Annotated in this window: 12 protein-coding genes; 1 reads left to right on the forward strand and 11 read right to left on the reverse strand. The window is 63.3% G+C overall.

The genetic code is table 11. From position 1 onward, the window contains the following. Window positions 1–4: 4 nt before the first annotated feature. The 5 genes from hrpA to HJD22_RS17510 form a co-directional block, all read right to left on the reverse strand. Window positions 5–4,036: an ATP-dependent RNA helicase HrpA gene (gene hrpA, locus HJD22_RS17490; protein ID WP_208654651.1), complete on the reverse strand. Its 4,032-nt coding sequence runs from the start codon at window positions 4,034–4,036 to the stop codon at window positions 5–7. A 106-nt stretch (window positions 4,037–4,142) separates the two neighbouring features. Continuing rightward, the gene (locus HJD22_RS17495; RefSeq protein WP_208654652.1) at window positions 4,143–5,816 is read right to left on the reverse strand and encodes an AMP-binding protein; all 1,674 of its coding nucleotides are present in this window, start codon (window positions 5,814–5,816) and stop codon (window positions 4,143–4,145) included. A gap of 248 nt (window positions 5,817–6,064) precedes the next feature. Beyond that, window positions 6,065–6,844 (reverse strand): class II glutamine amidotransferase, encoded by a 780-nt coding sequence (locus tag HJD22_RS17500; RefSeq protein WP_208654653.1) that lies wholly within the window; start codon window positions 6,842–6,844, stop codon window positions 6,065–6,067. Next, the gene (locus HJD22_RS17505) at window positions 6,837–8,750 is read right to left on the reverse strand and encodes a vWA domain-containing protein (protein WP_208654654.1); all 1,914 of its coding nucleotides are present in this window, start codon (window positions 8,748–8,750) and stop codon (window positions 6,837–6,839) included. Before HJD22_RS17505 ends, HJD22_RS17500 begins: the two co-directional genes overlap by 8 nt. A 7-nt stretch (window positions 8,751–8,757) precedes the next feature. After that, window positions 8,758–9,252, reverse strand: a complete 495-nt coding sequence (locus HJD22_RS17510) for a hypothetical protein (protein WP_217267789.1) — start codon at window positions 9,250–9,252, stop codon at window positions 8,758–8,760. 72 nt (window positions 9,253–9,324) lie between these two features. On the opposite strand from HJD22_RS17510, the gene HJD22_RS17515 reads away from it, so the two are divergent. Beyond that, window positions 9,325–11,421 carry a S9 family peptidase gene (locus tag HJD22_RS17515; protein WP_208656794.1) on the forward strand — a complete coding sequence of 699 codons (2,097 nt, stop codon included), beginning with the start codon at window positions 9,325–9,327 and terminating at the stop codon, window positions 11,419–11,421. On the opposite strand, the gene HJD22_RS17520 is transcribed toward HJD22_RS17515, so the two are convergent. The 6 genes from HJD22_RS17520 to dnaX are packed head-to-tail and all read right to left on the reverse strand — an operon-like array spanning window position 11,416 to window position 16,275. Continuing rightward, window positions 11,416–11,865 (reverse strand): YcgN family cysteine cluster protein, encoded by a 450-nt coding sequence (locus HJD22_RS17520; protein WP_208654655.1) that lies wholly within the window; start codon window positions 11,863–11,865, stop codon window positions 11,416–11,418. The two genes, HJD22_RS17515 and HJD22_RS17520, sit on opposite strands and share 6 nt — an antisense overlap. A gap of 51 nt (window positions 11,866–11,916) precedes the next feature. Further along, on the reverse strand, window positions 11,917–12,213 hold the full coding sequence (locus tag HJD22_RS17525) for a YcgL domain-containing protein (protein WP_208654656.1): 297 nt from the start codon (window positions 12,211–12,213) through the stop codon (window positions 11,917–11,919). After that, window positions 12,210–13,355 carry an HRDC domain-containing protein gene (locus HJD22_RS17530; RefSeq protein ID WP_208654657.1) on the reverse strand — a complete coding sequence of 382 codons (1,146 nt, stop codon included), beginning with the start codon at window positions 13,353–13,355 and terminating at the stop codon, window positions 12,210–12,212. The genes HJD22_RS17525 and HJD22_RS17530 overlap by 4 nt, the downstream gene beginning before the upstream one ends. A 32-nt stretch (window positions 13,356–13,387) precedes the next feature. After that, a complete protein-coding gene (gene recR, locus HJD22_RS17535; protein WP_208654658.1) occupies window positions 13,388–13,993 on the reverse strand; it encodes a recombination mediator RecR in 606 nt (201 codons plus the stop codon). Window positions 13,994–14,008: 15 nt separating this feature from the next. Further along, window positions 14,009–14,335, reverse strand: a complete 327-nt coding sequence (locus HJD22_RS17540) for a YbaB/EbfC family nucleoid-associated protein (RefSeq protein WP_208654659.1) — start codon at window positions 14,333–14,335, stop codon at window positions 14,009–14,011. Between the two features lie 50 nt (window positions 14,336–14,385). Beyond that, window positions 14,386–16,275 (reverse strand): DNA polymerase III subunit gamma/tau, encoded by a 1,890-nt coding sequence (dnaX, locus tag HJD22_RS17545; protein ID WP_208654660.1) that lies wholly within the window; start codon window positions 16,273–16,275, stop codon window positions 14,386–14,388. Between the last annotated feature and the right edge of the window lie 339 nt (window positions 16,276–16,614).

The following is a 16,614-nucleotide window of genomic DNA, read 5'->3' on the forward strand; positions in this document are numbered from 1 at the left end:
CCGGTTAGGGCTGGCGTCCGCTAATCTCTGACCAACGACGCTCAAGGCGCTTGCTCGAGACGGGCAACAAGGTGCCAAGTTGCTGAGCGAACAGCGATACCCTGAGCTCTTCAATCCACCACCCGAACTCCACCAAGTCGGGATTTGGCAGGCCGGCGCGTCGACTCGTCTCGAGTCGGCTGGCAAGACGCGACTCGAAATTCTGCACCTCCTGCATCATCATCTGGTCGCGCATGCGCTCGCGGGGCGCCTTCTCCAGCCGCAGCGAGACCGCTTCCATATAGCGTGGATACTGCTCGAGCCAGCCTCCCGCCTCAGTGATGAAACCGGGATGGACCAGGCGCTGCATTTGCGCTTTGACATCACTGTAGACCAGCGCCAAAGCGAAGCTCAGGTTGCCCTTCAAGGCCTTGGCGACGGCTAGATGACCGCTCAGGGCCTTTTCCAGCACCACCACAAGCTGCTCACCGTGGGGCACCAGAGCCGCTCTTGTCTCGGCCAGACGCTGGTCGAGCGCCTGGCGCGAACGAGGCAGCGGATCCACCGCCACCACCTGCTGGAAGACCGCCAACACGACATCGTCAACGAGTTCGCGCTTGCTGCCCACCTTGGTGAAGAGCAGTGCACAGCGCTCTAGGTCCGGCAATTTCGTGACCATGCGCGCCTGGTCAGGCAGCCGAGCCATCGCTAGGCGCGCTATCCCCTTGCGATGCGCCTCACGCGCCTTGAGGGGATGGTCGAACAGCTCCACGGCCAGCCCCTGCTCGCTCTCGACTAGCGCCGGGAAGGCCTCGACGCGAATCCCCGCTTGGTTGGTGACGCGCGACTCCGGCAAAGCTTCAGCGGGCAGATCCTCGAGCACTTCGCCGGTGCCAGCGGTATCGGCCAGCGCCCGGGCCCCTTCGCTTGCCGCACGCTCAAAGCGCCGTATCAGTTCATCCAGGTCGCGCCCTTCGCCAAGCGTCCGGCCCTCATGGTCGACCACTCGGATATTCATGCGCAGGTGCGCCTCGAGCAGCTCCTCCTGCCAGTCGCCCGGCGTGAGACGCAACCCGGTCTTGACGCGCAGGAACTCGCCCAGCGCCGCCGTCAGCGGCACATCGTCGAGCAGCAGCCGCTCTAGGGCGGCGTCCACCCAATCCGGAATCGGCACCACCTGGCGGCGTACCGTCTTTGGCAGCGTCTTGAGTAGCGCAATGCACTTCTCGCGCAACAGCCCCGGCACCAGCCAGTCGAGGCGTGCCGCCGGCAGTTGCGAGAGCATGGCCGCCGGCACCGTCATCGTCACGCCGTCGTCGCTGGCACCGGGCTGAAAATGATAGGCGAGCGGGTAACGTACGCCTCCGAGCATCAACTCGTCGGGATACTGGACCTCGGTGACATCCTCGGCGTTGCGTGCAAGCAGGCTCGCCTTGTCGAACTTGAGGATGTTGGAGTCGTTGGCTTCAGCCCTCTTGCGCCAATGCTCGAAACCCTTGCCATTGGTGATATCCGAGGGCAGGCGCTGATCATAGAAGTCGAACAGCACCTCCTCGTCGACCAGGATATCGCGCTTGCGGGCGCGATCCTCGAGATCCTCGACCTCTTCGATCAGAGCACGATTGTGGACGAAGAACTCGGCCCCGGTGCGGTACTCGCCCTCGATCAGGCCGCGGCGAATGAATATCTCGCGCGATTCCGTCGGTGCGATCGGCCCATAGTGCACCTTACGTCGGGCGACGATAGGCAAACCGAATAGCGTGACCTGCTCGAAGGCGACCACCTGGGCGCGCTTCATCTCCCAGTGCGGCTCGCTGTAGCTGCGTTTGACCAGATGTCCGGCCAGCGGTTCGATCCATTCCGGCTCGACTCTTGCCACCTGCCGCGCAAACAGCTTCGAAGTCTCGACCAGCTCGCCGGCCATGATCCACTTGGGGCTCTTCTTGGCCAGGCCCGACCCCGGGTGAATCATGAATTTGCGGTTGCGTGCCCCAAGGTATTCACGATTCTCGAGCAGTTGGCCGAGATGGGAGAGAAGGCCGGTAAGCAGTGCCTGGTGCAGCTTGACGCCCCCCTCACGGCGGCGGCGCGCCAGTTCGGCGTCGCTCGGAGCGCGCTCCAGTGCCTTCGCCTCAGGGAGAGGCGGAGGCGCGGGAACCTGGATCTCCATGTCACGCAGCAGTTGCTTGAGCTGACGAAAAGTGTCGTGCCATTCGCGCAATCGCAGGTAGCTCAGGTAATTTTCGCGACACCAGCGCCTGAGCTGATTGCCTGACAGCGCCTCACGCGCCGCCTCGAAGCCGTGCCATAGGTTCAGCCATGCGGCAAAGTCGGAATCGGCGTCGTTCCAGCGTCGGTGTGCTTGATCGGCGGCCTGGCGCTTGTCGGCCGGGCGATCGCGGGGGTCCTGCACGGCCAGCGCCGAGACCACGATCAGCACCTCGCGCAGCGCACCGTTCTCGGCACCGGCCAGGACCATGCGCGCCAAGCGCGGATCGATGGGCAGCCTGGCGAGGCGCCGCCCCAGGGTCGTCAGCCGGTTATCCTCGTCCACCGCGCCAAGCTCGAACAGCAGCCGGAATCCATCCTTGATGAAGCGTGAGTCGGGGGCATCGACGAACGGAAAGGCCTCGATGTCGCCAAGCTTGAGCGACAGCATCGAGAGAATCACCGAGGCGAGATTGGTGCGCTGGATTTCCGGCTCGGTGAACGCCGGTCGCGCGAGGTAGTCCTCCTCGTCGTAGAGGCGAATGCACACCCCTTCGGCGATACGCCCACAGCGCCCCTTGCGTTGGTCGGCACTGGCCTGGCTGACCGGCTCGACCGGCAGGCGCTGCACCTTGGCGCGATAGCTGTAGCGGCTGATGCGTACCAGACCGGGGTCGATCACGTAGCGAATGCCCGGCACGGTGAGCGAGGTTTCGGCCACGTTGGTCGAGAGCACGATGCGCCGTCCGCGATGAGGCTGGAAGATGCGGTTCTGCTCGGCGTTGGAGAGACGCGCATAGAGTGGCAGGATCTCGGTATCGCGCAGGTCGGCGCGACGCAGGGTATCGGCGGTCTCGCGTATCTCGCGCTCGCCGGGCAGGAATATCAGCACATCGCGCGGGCCGTGAAGCCAGCGTTTCTCGCGCTCGATCGTCTCGATCTCCTCGACGGCATGGAGAATGCCCTCTTGCAGAGTGCGGTCCTCCTCGTCCTCGGCCTCGCGAAGCAACGGCCGATAGCGCAACTCGACAGGATGGGTGCGACCACTCACCTGCACCACCGGTGCCGGCCTCAGCTCGCCATTCGCCTCTCGAGTTCCGAAGTGAGCGGCGAAGCGCTCGACGTCGATGGTCGCCGAGGTAATGATGATCTTGAGATCGGGGCGTCGCTCGGTGAGCCGCTTGAGATAGCCGAGCAGGAAATCGATATTGAGGCTGCGCTCATGTGCCTCATCGATGATGATCGCCTCATAGCGACCAAGGTCCGGGTCGTGCTGCGTCTCGGCCAGCAGGATACCGTCGGTCATCAGCTTGACCAGGGTGCGCTCGTTGGTCTGGTCGGAGAAGCGCACCTGATAGCCGACCTGCTCGCCCAGTGGCACCTGCAGCTCCTCGGCAAGCCGTGCCGCCACCGAGCGCGCCGCCAGCCGCCGGGGCTGGGTATGGCCGATCAGCCCACGGCGCCCAAGGCCGAGCTCCAGGCACATCTTGGGCAGCTGGGTGGTCTTTCCCGAGCCGGTCTCACCTGCAATCACCACCACTTGGTGCTCGCTCAACGCCTCGAAAATGTCCTTTCGGCGTTCGGCGACCGGCAACTCGTCAGGATAGTGAAGATGCAGCGGCAATTCGCGCCGCGCCGCCACCTGGGCACAGGAGGTCTCAATACGCTGCTCTACCTCACGCAGGCCACGATCCACCGGCTTGCCATCGCGGGCACGGCGCTGCAGGCCCGCCAGGCGCTTGCCCAGTTCACGAACGTCGCGCAGGCGACACTCGCCCAGGCGTCGTTGCAGGCTCTCCAGTCGGGAGATCACGCTGTCGGCAGGTTGCGAAGTCGATGTGGGACTCAAGAGATCCTCATTGAATCGAACGAAATCTGCCCGCCCCGGAGTTCCGAGGCGGGCAGACCATTGTACCGCCGAGCGGCTTAAGGTGCCTAATCGTGACGAATAGGAATCACGCGTTGTGCTGATTTCCGCTATCGCGAAGCTCGCGGCGCAACACCTTGCCCACGTTGGTCTTGGGCAACTCGTTGCGGAACTCGACGTACTTCGGCACCTTGTAAGCGGTGAGCTCCTTCTTGCACCAGGCGCGCAGGGTTTCACCATCCAGATCCTGGTTGCGGGAGACCACGAACAGCTTGATCACCTCGCCGGCATTCTCGTCAGGTACGCCAACCACGGCGGCTTCCACCACATCGGGATGCTGGGCGACCACATCCTCGATCTCGTTGGGATAGACGTTGAAGCCCGAGACGATGATCATGTCCTTCTTGCGATCGACGACCTTTACATAACCGTCTGGCTGCAGCACGGCGATATCGCCGGTGCGAATCCAGCCCTCGCCATCCATCGTCTTGGCGCTCTCGTCCGGCAGGTTCCAGTAGCCCTTCATCACCTGCGGCCCTTGAACGCAGAGTTCGCCCGGCTCCTCGAAGGGCAAGGCGTTGCCATCGGCATCGACGACCTTCACCACAGTGCCCGCCACCGGCTTGCCGATGGTCCCCAGCTGAATGGCATCGACCGGGTTGAAGGTGACGACCGGCGAGGTTTCGGTCATGCCGTAACCTTCGGCGATCGGGCATCCAGTCACCTGCTCCCAGCGCTCGGCGGCGGCCTTGGTAAGCGCCATGCCTCCGGAGATGGTCAACTTGAGACGCGAGAAGTCGAGTTGCTTGAAATCGTCGCGATTGCACAGCGCATTGAACAGTGTATTGAGCCCAATGAAGCCGGAGAACTGGACTTTCTTGAGCTCCTTGACGAACGCTGGCAGATCGCGAGGGTTGGTGATCAGTATCGAGTGGTTGCCGGTCTGAAACAGGAAAAGGCAATTCACGGTAAAGGTATAGATGTGGTAAACCGGCAAGGGTGCGATGATCGTTTCGCACCCCTCGCCAAGCCCCGAGCCTATCGCCGCACGCGCCTGCAGCATATTGGCGATCAGGTTGCGATGGGTCAGCATCGCGCCCTTGGCAAGCCCCGTGGTGCCGCCGGTGTACTGCAGTACCGCCAGATCCTCCGGCTTCTGTGCTACATCCTTGTGCGAAAGCTTATGCCCCTTGGCCAGCGCATCGCGAAACGACACGGCTCGCGGCAGGGAGAATGGCGGCACCATCTTCTTGATGTGCTTGACCACCGCATTGATCAACAGCCGCTTGGGGAAGCCGTGCATGTCACCAAGCTCAGTGACCAGCACGTGCTTGATCTCGGTGCGCTCGAGAATCTTCTCGAGCTTGCTGGCCATATTGGCGAGGATCAGGATCACCTTGACACCGGAGTCCTTGAACTGATGGGTCATTTCACGCTCGGTATAGAGCGGATTGGTGTTCACCACCACCAGGCCGGCACGCATGGCACCGAATACCGCCACTGGGTACTGCAGCACATTGGGGAGCTGGATGGCGATACGGTCGCCAGGTTCAAGGGTAGTCTCGTGCTGCAGCCAGGCGGCGAAGTCCTTGGTGAGGCGATCGAGTTCACCATAGGTCAAGGTCTGTCCCATGCAGGTGAAGGCCGGCTTGTCGGCGAATCGCTCGAACGATGCCTTGAATACCTCCAGAATCGACTGGTAGTCGTCAAGCCCTTCCAGGGGCGGCCCGCTAAGTACCGGGGCTGTGGCGTGCTCGTTCATGCTGATCTCCGCAGTTGATGTCGGTTCGTTGACCAACTCTTGTTCTCACTGACCTTGTGACTCGAAAGTGCTCATCTTTATCCATGCATCGGGGCTATCGACAATGAAACGCTAAAACGACCGATTGAAACCAGTGTTGGAAAATGCCATCAAACGTTCATCGTGACTATGCCACTTTTGGCCAGTCTCTTCTCAAGCGTATGTTTTCTGGGCAATATTCAAATCGCTACGTCGTAGGCAAGCGATGATCAGGCAAGCTGGCGGGCAACGATCTCTCCATCACGCCACACCAGAAGCTCCCCTGACGTCATGCGCACCCAGCGCTCGTTATCGGTAAGGGGTTCGGTGGCGAGCACCGAGACCACGTCGCGGTCGGTGGTGTGCTCGATGAAATCGACGCTCATTTCGGCATCGGAGAGACTCGCCTTGCCAAAGGGGGCGCGGCGCGTGATATGGGCAAGCTTCGTGGAACAGAACGCGTAGAGATAGATGCCATCGGAGAGCAGCAGATTGAATACCCCCATTTCGCGCAATCGCAGGCAACCATCGTGAAGATAGCGCCACATGTCTTCCGGGTTCTTGGGCGGTTCGCTGAAGTGACGCCGCAGCTCCCCCAGTAGATAACAGAAGGCATGTTCGCTATCGGTATCGCCCACCGGGCGATAGAAGCTCAGCGGCAGTGAGGACCAGCCATTGAGCTGACCATTGTGAGCATAGCACCACTGCCGCCCCCACATTTCGCGCGTGAAGGGGTGAGTATTGGCCAGCCGCACCTGGCCTACGTTGGCCTGGCGAATGTGACTGATGACCACATGGGACTTGATCGGATATTCGCAGATCAGTCGTGCGATAGGAGAGTCCGCCGAGGGATGGGGGTCGCGAAAGTCGCGATAGCCACCCTCTTCATAGAAGGCGATACCCCAGCCATCCCGGTGGGGCCCGGTGCCGCCGCCGCGAGTCAGAAATCCGGTAAAGCTGAAGCAGATATCGGTGGGAACATTGGCACTCATGCCAAGCAGTTCACACATTCGGCACCCTCCGCCGGCGCGACCGATGTCTGGCCTGCGACCGTCGCCGCCAGCCCAGCAGCAGTACGACAAACGCCAACGCCACGAGTGCCCATACCAACCAGCGGCTCGTCGCCTGGGGATCCAGGCCCAGCTCCCTTGCACCCTGCTCCAATCGTGGCACCGCCTGTTGCCACAACGCCTGGGCCTGCCTCGGCAGACGGTTGATGGCATTGACGACACGATCCGCAAGCGGAGGGGTGTATTCCGCGACCTCGGGCTCGGGCTCACTGGGCAGGCGTTCGGCGTGCAGCCTGGGGGCCTCCAGCAGTGCGGCATCAAGACCGATATTTGCTTGGGCATTGAGCAGGATGCGCGGCAGACGCAGCTCATGCTCCTGGCCATCGAACTCGACGATGGCACGCAGCAACAAGGGGACGCTGGTCTCGTCAGGCAGCGTCGGCAGTTCGATGCGCCAGCGACGCTCACCGCTCGTCGCCACGTTCAACGCCTCCCCCTGCAGCTCAGCGAAAAGACGCGTATTGGCGACACTGAGCTGCGGATGTTCGGCACGCAGCTCGACCTCACGCTGCGCATCATCGACCTCGGCACTGATCGCGGGCAGCACGTTGACCGCCTGCACCCGCTGTCGCTGGAACGCCGTACTTGCCGCTTCGATCACCAGCCGCGCATTACCTGCCTGAGCCGGCGCCGGCAGCACGCCAACGAAGCGACCCCCATCGGGCTCGAGCAGGGTCGCTGTCTGCCGGTTACCCGGCAAGCCAAGCAACTCGGCCTGCACGCGCAGATCCTCGGGTAGCGCCTCCTGCTCCAGCATCTCGTCGCCTTCGGTCAGCCAGGCAGCCAGGGGCAGGGCAAAGCCCAGATAGAGCGTGGTGGGCAACTCACCGGTACGCAGTGCCAAGGGCGACGCGATGCCGATGCGGCTCTCGCTACCGATCGCCCCTTCGATTCGCCATTGGCCCGGCTGGGGCGAGGGGACGGTGATCAGATCGAAGCGCGGCTCGCTCTGCCTGCGTACCTCGCCACTGCGACTCTCGCGGCTGTAGCGGGTACCGTCGGGCGCGACCAGGGTCAACGGCGGTGAGTCAGGTTCATGGAAAAGCAGCGCAGTGAAGGAGTCGACCTGAGCGTCGATATCGAAACGCCCCTCCGCCAGGGGCACCTGATCGACAGGAAATATGCGCTGCAGAATATCCAGGAAGGCACGCAGCAGGGCATCGGGAGTTTCAGCCAGAGAGGCGAGCCCGTCGGTGCTCTGGGCAAGCTGTTCGGCCAGGGCCAGATCGGCATCGGGCGAGAAGGCAACGGCATGAATCACCACCCCTTGCTCGGCAAGCGCGGGTGCCAGCTGTTCGGTCAATGTACGTCGGGAGGCAGCGTCCCTGGCTTCCTTGTCCTGCCCGGCTGCGGGCAGGTCGATCATGCCGTCGGTCATCACAATCAGGTGTCGTTGCCCTTCACCGGTGGTGGCGTCATCTCGGCTGCCGGCCTGACGTACTGCCGCCTCGATATCGGTATAGGGTTGATAGTCGACGAGCGCCGGTTTCAACCTCAGCGCCTGCTCACGCCAGGCATCGTCTACCGGCGCCACCGGCAGGGGGTTGTCGACGCGCACACCGAAGGTCCAGAGCCCACCATGCACGCCGGAGGGAATCAGGGCAACCAGCAGCTCCAATGCACTGGCCCCAAGCTGTTCGGGATCGTTGTCGCGCATGCTGCCGGAGACGTCGAAGATGATCCGGACCTCCGCCACCGTGTCGCGATCCGCCTGACGATCGATCATCAACAGTGGTGCATCCCCGGAGGGAGGCTCCTGAAACGCTTGTGCTTGTGCCTGCGCCACCAGCGGCGCCAATGCCAACAACAGCCAGCTCAACCCCACCGCCAGAATGACGCGCATCATGTTTTCCTCAGCCGAGCTTCGGCTCCCGACGTTGGCGGGGGGCCGACGTGGGAGTCTGCTCACCACGGGGTCGTACCCCTCTTTCGCCTCTTTCGCCTCTTTCGCCTCTTTTCCTTCTCTCCCCTCTTTCATCCCGCTCCGCAACGTCCGGCGCCTCTCGCCCGCGCAGCAACCACCACAGGCCGATACCCGCAGCCGTGCCCAGGGTTACGGCGACCAGCAAGAGCGCCACCGCCCCGCTCAACATGGCACCATCGCGCTGCAGAAAGGAGATGGCGCCGACCAGCACGGCAGGCGCCAGACCAGTGTAGAATTCGCCCTCTTCCACCAGCGGCAGGCGAAAGCGGATCGGCATCCACAATATGCCGGCCACGGCGCCGACGAGCGCCAGGCGAGGCAACAGAGGAAGAAAGCGAACCCCCATGTAACCGGTCGCGAGCACGACCAGCGACAAGAGGGCATAAATCAGCCAGAGTAGTGGCATTGAATCGGAAACCAGCATGGTATCTCCCGTGTGCGTCACCTGCGACGCACGATGGTAATGAACATCCTCGATTATGGTACACCGCACCACATGAAAGCACAGCCGCCTAGTGACAACTCATCTTCCGAGACACCCACACCAGTCAACCGGTTCCGGCGCAAGCAGGACCCGCATTGGCACTGGCTCGAGCAGCGCGACGAGGCACAGGTAAGCGAGTTTCTGGAGGCGGCCAATGCCGAGTGCGCGGCGTGGTTCACTCCTCTCGCCTCGTTGGAGGAGGCTCTCTACCGCAGCCACCTTGCGCGTCGGGAGCTGGCCGTGACCGGGCTTGCCACGCCGCTGGACCATTTCACCTACTGGAGCGAAACCGCCGCCGAGGCCGATTACCCCCGCTGGTGGCGCCACCCCCTCGCGCGACCTGATGCCAAAGAGTGCTTTCTCGATCTGGAAGCGCGGGCCAGCGAATGCGACTTTCTCGAGCTTGGCGAAATGGCGCTGTCGCCCGACGAGCACTGGCTCGCCTGGACGGAGGATACCAGCGGCAACGAGTACTTCGAGCTGTTCCTCAAGCACCTACCGGACGGCGAGCCGCAGCGGGTACTCGGCGAGATCGGGCCTGAGCTGACCTGGGCCGAGGACAACCGCACCCTGCTCTTCACCCGCTACGATGCCACTCAGCGTCCCGACAGCATCTGGCGGCTAAGCTTCGATGCCGACGGTAAGCCCGGCGAGGCGGTGCTGATACTGCGTGAGGAGGATCCCGAATTCTGGCTCGGCCTGGGCAAGACGCGCTCCCGGCAATGGCTAGTGCTTGAGAGCGCCTCCAAGGACACCAGCGAGTGCCATCTGATTCCCGCCCACTCGCCCCAGTCAGCGCCCTGTTGCTTCCGCCCCCGCGAAAGCGGCGTGGAGTACGGCATCGACCATCGACCGGGGCATTTCTACATTCAGCACAATCGCGAGGCGCCGCACTTCCGCCTCGATGTGGCAACGGAGGGCTCACCACAGACGTGGCTGCCATTGCTGCCGCATCGCCAGGATCACACCTTGGAGGGAGCGGACGCCTTCGCATGGGGCCTAATCGTCACCGAACGCGACCATCAGCAGGCACAGGTGCATCTACGGGTGATCGAACTTGACGATGCGCATGCCATTATCCGCGACGAGCGCCTGCCGCTGCCGGAGGCGCCCTGCAGCCTGATGCTCGGCGACACGCCACATTTCGCCTCGCGGCGGCTGAGGCTGCGCGAGGAATCCTTTACCCTGCCGGTGCGCTGGATCGAGCACGACCTGGATAGCGGCGAGCGACAACTGCTCAAGGTCCAGCCGCTGCATGGCGATCTGCAGCCGGAGCAGTTGGCCTGCCAACGGCTGTGGGCCGAATCGCATGACGGAGAACGCGTACCCGTCTCGATCGTGGCCCGCGCCGACCTGCTCGGTCGCAAGCCTCTTCCCACCCTGCTGTACGGTTATGGGGCCTACGGCGAGGTGCTCGATCCCTGGTTCTCCATGGCGCGCCTTGAGCTGCTGGCACGGGGCGCGGCCTTTGCCGTGGCTCACGTGCGGGGTGGTGGGGATCGCGGCGAGCCCTGGTACCTGGCGGGTAAACTCGAACACAAGGAGAACAGCTTTCGCGACTTTCTCGCCGCCCGCGATGCGCTGGTCGAGACGGGCTTGAGCGATGCCCAGCGCATTGCCGCCTATGGCGCCAGCGCCGGTGGGCTGCTGGTCGGCGCCAGCCTCAACATCGCGCCGCACGCCTTCTGCGCCGCCGTCCTCGATGTACCCTTCGTCGATGTACTACGGACCATGGAGAATCCAGACCTGCCGCTGACCACCGCCGAGTATACCGAGTGGGGCAATCCCGACGAACCCGCCGCGCGTCACCGCATTCGCAGCTACTCGCCACTGGACAACCTAAGCGACCGCCCCTACCCCAGCGTTTTTCTTCAGGGCAGCTGGCACGATACCCGGGTGCCCTACTGGGAGCCGGCCAAACTCTATGCTCGCCTGACCGAGCTTGGCGCCAGCCACCCCGAGTCGGAGCGCCGCCCTGTCCTGCTACGCACCGACATGGCTGCCGGGCATGGCGGCGCCTCGGGACGCTTCAAGGCGTGGCGCGACAATGCCCGGCAGGATGCCTTCATTCTATGGGCGCTGGGGCTGGCCGACACCGAAGCGTCATGAGTCGATCGGCAGAATGGCGATGATATGCTCCTCGAGGTCCGCCTCGGGGACCTCGCGCTGCGAGACGGCGAAGCTCTGCACGCTGATGCCTTTGCGGTGCATGCGCTGCGAGTCGCCGGAGATCAACGGGTGCCAGCGTGCCAGCTTGCGCCCTTCGTAGACACGCCGGTAGCCACAGGAGCGCGGCAGCCAGCGAAAGTCCTCGACTCGCTCGGGCGTCAGTTGGATGCAGTCCGCCACCTTGTCGAAGCGGTTGTCGTAGTCGCCGCAGCGGCAGCTGCCGATATCGAGCAGTTCGCAGGCGACCTTGAGCACCGCGATATCGCCGCTCGCTTCATCCTGGATCTTCAGCAGGCAGCACTGCCCGCAGCCGTCGCACAGCGCCTCCCACTCCTGCTCTGTCAGCTCATCGAGCGGGAAACGTTCCCAGAAACGTTCGCGCATCCTCTCTCCTTGCGCTTGAGCGCGTCATCGAATGGCACGGCGAAACCGCATTCAATAGCGCGACTCGGTAGGGGTGCGATAGAGATCGAGCAGGTACTCCTCCTTGGCCGGCGGCATCTGCAGATAGAAGCCCTTGTCGCGGATGCTCGCCATCACATCGACGACGTTGGCGCGCGCCAGCGGCTTGCTTTCGCGCAGCAGCATCGTCGTTACCAGAATCGGCTTGCCGAAGTGCTCGAGAAGGGCCTCCGGCACTTCGCCTAGGCCGCGCTGCTTGTCGATATAGAGATACAGCTCATCCTTGCGCGGGCTCTTGAAAATCTCACAGATCAGGCGATCTTCGCTCATGCGGGATTCTCCTCGGCCAGTACCGCCTGCAAGGGAGCGGCAAGTCGCTCGCCTCGCCAGCCGTCGGGCAGCGTCAACGGCTCGCCTAGCAGGCTAGCCGTGACCAGCCCCTCCAGCTCGCGGCGGCGCATCAACACTTCAGGGGCGATGCCCAGCTGCTCCGCTTCGGCATTGACCACCCGCTTGAGTGCCTTGAGACGCTTCTTGAAGGGAGCCGCCAAGGGGGAAAGCTGAGGCTCGGGCAGCTGTGATTCATCGAGATGGTGCGCCTCGCGTACGAACGTCAGTAGCGTATCTCCTTCGCGCTTGACCAACGGTGGCTTGATCCCCTCGATGGCGGCCAGCTCGAAGCGGTTCTCAGGCATCTTCTCGGCGATCGCATAGAGCAGCTTGTCGTTCACCAGCCAGCCGCGGGGCAGATTGCGACGCCGTGCCTCGCCCTCACGCCACAGCGTCATGCGCCGATAGGCCTCGATCTGGCGTGACGAAAGCCGCCACAGCTGTCGATGACGCAGATACCACTGACCGTCACCCTCCACGCTGCGCCCGGCCTGGGCGACCAGTTCGGCACAATCCCTCTCCAGCCAGGCCAACCGGCCCAGCGCCTCGAGGCGGGCACACTGCAGCTTCCACACTTCGAGCAGGTAGACCACATCGAGGGCGGCATAAAGCCTTTGTGCCTCGGAGAGCGGCCGTACCAACCAGTCGGAGCGGGTCTCCTCCTTGGGCAGGTTTGCACCGGTCCACTTCTCGACCAGCCGCTGGTAGCCAATGGCGGCGTCCTCGCTCAGCAATGCTTGAGCCATCTGCGTGTCCACCAGCGGCGAGACGACTACCCCCGCCCATACCGCCAGCACTTCAAGGTCCTCGCTACTGCTATGCAGCAGCTTCAAGGGACCATGCGTGAGCAGATCGCGCAGCGCCTGCGTTGGTGCGACGGCCTGGGGATCGATCAGGTAGACCTGCTCGCCAGCGGTGAACTGCACCAGGGCGGGAATCGGGTGGAAGGTGGACTCGCGAAAGAATTCGGTATCCAGCGCCACGACATCGGCCTTGGTCAGCTCGGCACAGGCGGCATCCAAGGCCAGTGACGTATCGACCCAGACGATATCGGGCGCGGGGGACTCAGGTGGGATAGACATAATCGCTCGAGTGGACGCAGGGCGCCGGTGGTTCATTCACTTGTAAAGGGCAGGCGGCCGTTGAAGGCGCGGCTCAGCGTGCCGCCATCGACATACTCGAGCTCGCCGCCCATGGGGACGCCGTAGGCGAGGCGCGACAGACGCACCTCGCAACCGTTGAGCTGGGCGGCAATGTAGTGCGCCGTGGCTTCGCCCTCGACGGTGGGGTTGGTGGCAAGGATCACCTCCTCGACACTGCCCTCACGGATCTGCACTTCGAGCGCATCGAGTCCGATATCCTCGGGGCCGATGCCATCGAGCGGCGAAAGGTGGCCATGCAGCACGAAGTAACGTCCTTTGTAGCCGCCCGCTTCCTCTATCGCCAGCAGGTCGGCGGGAGACTCCACCACGCAGAGCGTGGCGTCATCGCGCCGCTGACTGATGCAGAGTCCGCAGATCTCCTCCTCGGTCAAGGTACGACAGCGACGACAGTAGCCGACCTCTTCGAGGGCCTGGGCCAGCACGACGGCCATACGCTTGCCACCCTCGCGATCGCGCTCGAGCAAATGAAAAGCCATGCGCTGGGCGCTCTTGGGCCCGACACCCGGCAACACTCGCAGCGCCTCCAGAAGGCGGTCGACCAGGGGAGAAAAACTCATACGCTCCGCTTCCTGCTAGAAAGGCATCTTGAAGCCAGGCGGCAGATTCAGGCCGGCGGTCGCCTCCTGCATCTTCTCCCGAGTGGTCTGCTCGACCTTGCGCACCGCATCGTTGACGGCAGCGGCCAGCAGATCCTCGAGCAGCTCCTTGTCCTCCTCCATGATGCTGGGGTCGATCTCGACCTGGCTGACATCATGGCGCCCGTTCATGGTCACCTTGATCATGCCGGCGCCGGCTTCGCCGGTCACCTCGGATTGCGCTGCCTCTTCCTGCATGCGCTGCATCTTTTCCTGCATTTCCTGGGCCTGCTTCATCAGGTTGCCCATTCCACCTTTCAACATGGGAAGTCCCTCTCGGTGATCAGATAAATTAACGGTACCAGTTCAGCCAATCAGTGTGTCGGCGCCTGGAAGGATACGGAACTCTCGACCAGCCGTGCCCCGAAGACCTGCTGCAGCTCGCGAATATGCGGATCCGCCTGCAGGGCTTCAACCGCCTGTGCATGGCGCGCGGCGGTCAGGCGATCGGCCTGCGCCTTGGGTGTCTCGATCGCGCTTGGCAGCTCGCCCACCTCGATCGACACTCGACGCGCGATGCCGGCATCGGTCAGTGCCTTCTCGATACGCTCCACATGAATGTCGGCATTCATTGCCGCATGCGAGGGATCGAGGCGCAACCGCAACACCTGCCCTTCGTCGTGCTCCACCATGCAGTGCGCCGCTAGACTGCGGGTCAAGCCGGTCAATGGCAACCGTTCGAAAATCTCGAGCCAACGAGCATGGTCGAATAGACCCTGCACAGCCGACGCTTCGCTCGCCGGCATGGCCTGCTCCATAGCCCGCGTGCCAGGCGGATAATCCTCAGGTTCAAGAGCGCTGCGAAGCGGCTCGTCGTGATAGTCGCCAAGATCGACAGGCGCGCCCTCCTCGTCGGCCATGGCCGCGTGCGGCTCGTCTGGCAGGGACTCCCAGGGCGGCGGCTCGGCAGGATGCTCGTCTGGCGGGGGCATCTGTACCGTTTCGCCTGGCGCGTCGGGCGCTGGCTCGGCGGCATCATTATCGTCGATACCGTCAGGCGCCGACGACGGACTAGCAGCAGGCGATTCGACATGCTCGGCCAAGTCAGAAGAGGAGGGTTCGGCCTTGAGCGGCAGCGGCGTCTGGGCGGGTTTGGGGACACCCTGGGGGCGGAAGGCGAGCATCCGCAGCAGCGTCATCTCGAGCGCGGTGCGAAGCTCCGGTGCATGGACCATGTCCGCTCGCCCTTGCAGGCCGATCTGGTAGTAGAGCTGAACATCCTCGGCGGTGAAGCGCGCGGCCAGGGACAACAGCATCTCGCGATCGCCGTGCCCATTATCCAGCGCGTCAGGCACCATCTGTGCTACCGCCAGGCGGTGCAGCATGCCGAGCAGGTCATCGAGCACACCGGAAAAGTCGGGGCCCTGCTCGGCAAGAGCGGCGATCTCGGCCAGCACACGGGCGGCATCGACCTCGGCCAGCGCCTCGACCAGAGCCAGCAGATGACGATGGTCCAGCGTGCCCAGCATGGCGGAGACATCGGCGTGACGCACCTCGCCCTGGCCGAAGGCGATCGCCTGATCGGTCAGGCTCATCGCATCACGCATCGAGCCGTCGGCTGCCTTGCCCAGCAACCACAGGGCGCTTTCGTCGAAGGGCACACCTTCGGCCTCGAGCACCTTGGCCAGGTGCGAGACGATACGCTCCGGCGGCATGTTCTTGAGCGTGAACTGCAGACAGCGCGACAGCACCGTGACCGGCAGCTTCTGCGGATCGGTGGTGGCGAGCAGGAACTTGACGTGGGGAGGCGGCTCCTCGAGCGTCTTGAGCAGCGCATTGAAGCTGTGGGTCGAGAGCATGTGCACCTCATCGATGAGATACACCTTGAAACGTCCCTGGGTCGGCGCGTACTGGACGTTGTCGAGCAGCTCGCGGGTATCCTCGACCTTGGTGCGGGAAGCTGCATCCACCTCGATCAGATCGACAAAACGTCCCTCGTCGATGGCACGACAACTCTCGCAGCTTCCACAGGGAGACGAGGTCACGGTGCTATCGTCGCGGCCACCCGCCGTACAGTTCAGGCACTTGGCGAGGATTCGCGCAAGTGTAGTCTTGCCCACACCACGGGTGCCGGTGAACAAATAAGCGTGATGCAGCCGCCCTTGGTCGAGCGCATTGACCAGCGCACGCTGCACATGATCCTGACCAACCAGCTCGTGGAAGGTGCGAGGCCGCCATTTACGGGCCAGTACCTGATAGCTCATGCAGCTCAAATCCTTGCAGCGAGACTGTGGCTGCCGGTTAAGGCATGCGACGGCAGCGCCTTCGATAAGACGATGCCCAGACGTTCATTCTAGCGACTGGATACCGGGGGGGAAAGCAAGAGAGCCACTTGGCAAACGAGGGCGCAGCGTAAGGCCACCTGGCCCTCGCGCGAAGAAACCTGACCCTCGGGCTTACCTGCTTACCCAGGCTAGACTGCTTTATCAGCCAGTAATGATGGAAGTGCCAGTTGCCTCGTGTCGTACTCTACTGGGACGAGTTTCTCGGCCACCCACCTATGGAAGAGGCCTTACTGGAGGTCAACCCTGCCGATCAATATG

This window comes from Halomonas sp. TA22 (assembly GCF_013009075.1).
GTDB lineage: Bacteria > Pseudomonadota > Gammaproteobacteria > Pseudomonadales > Halomonadaceae > TA22.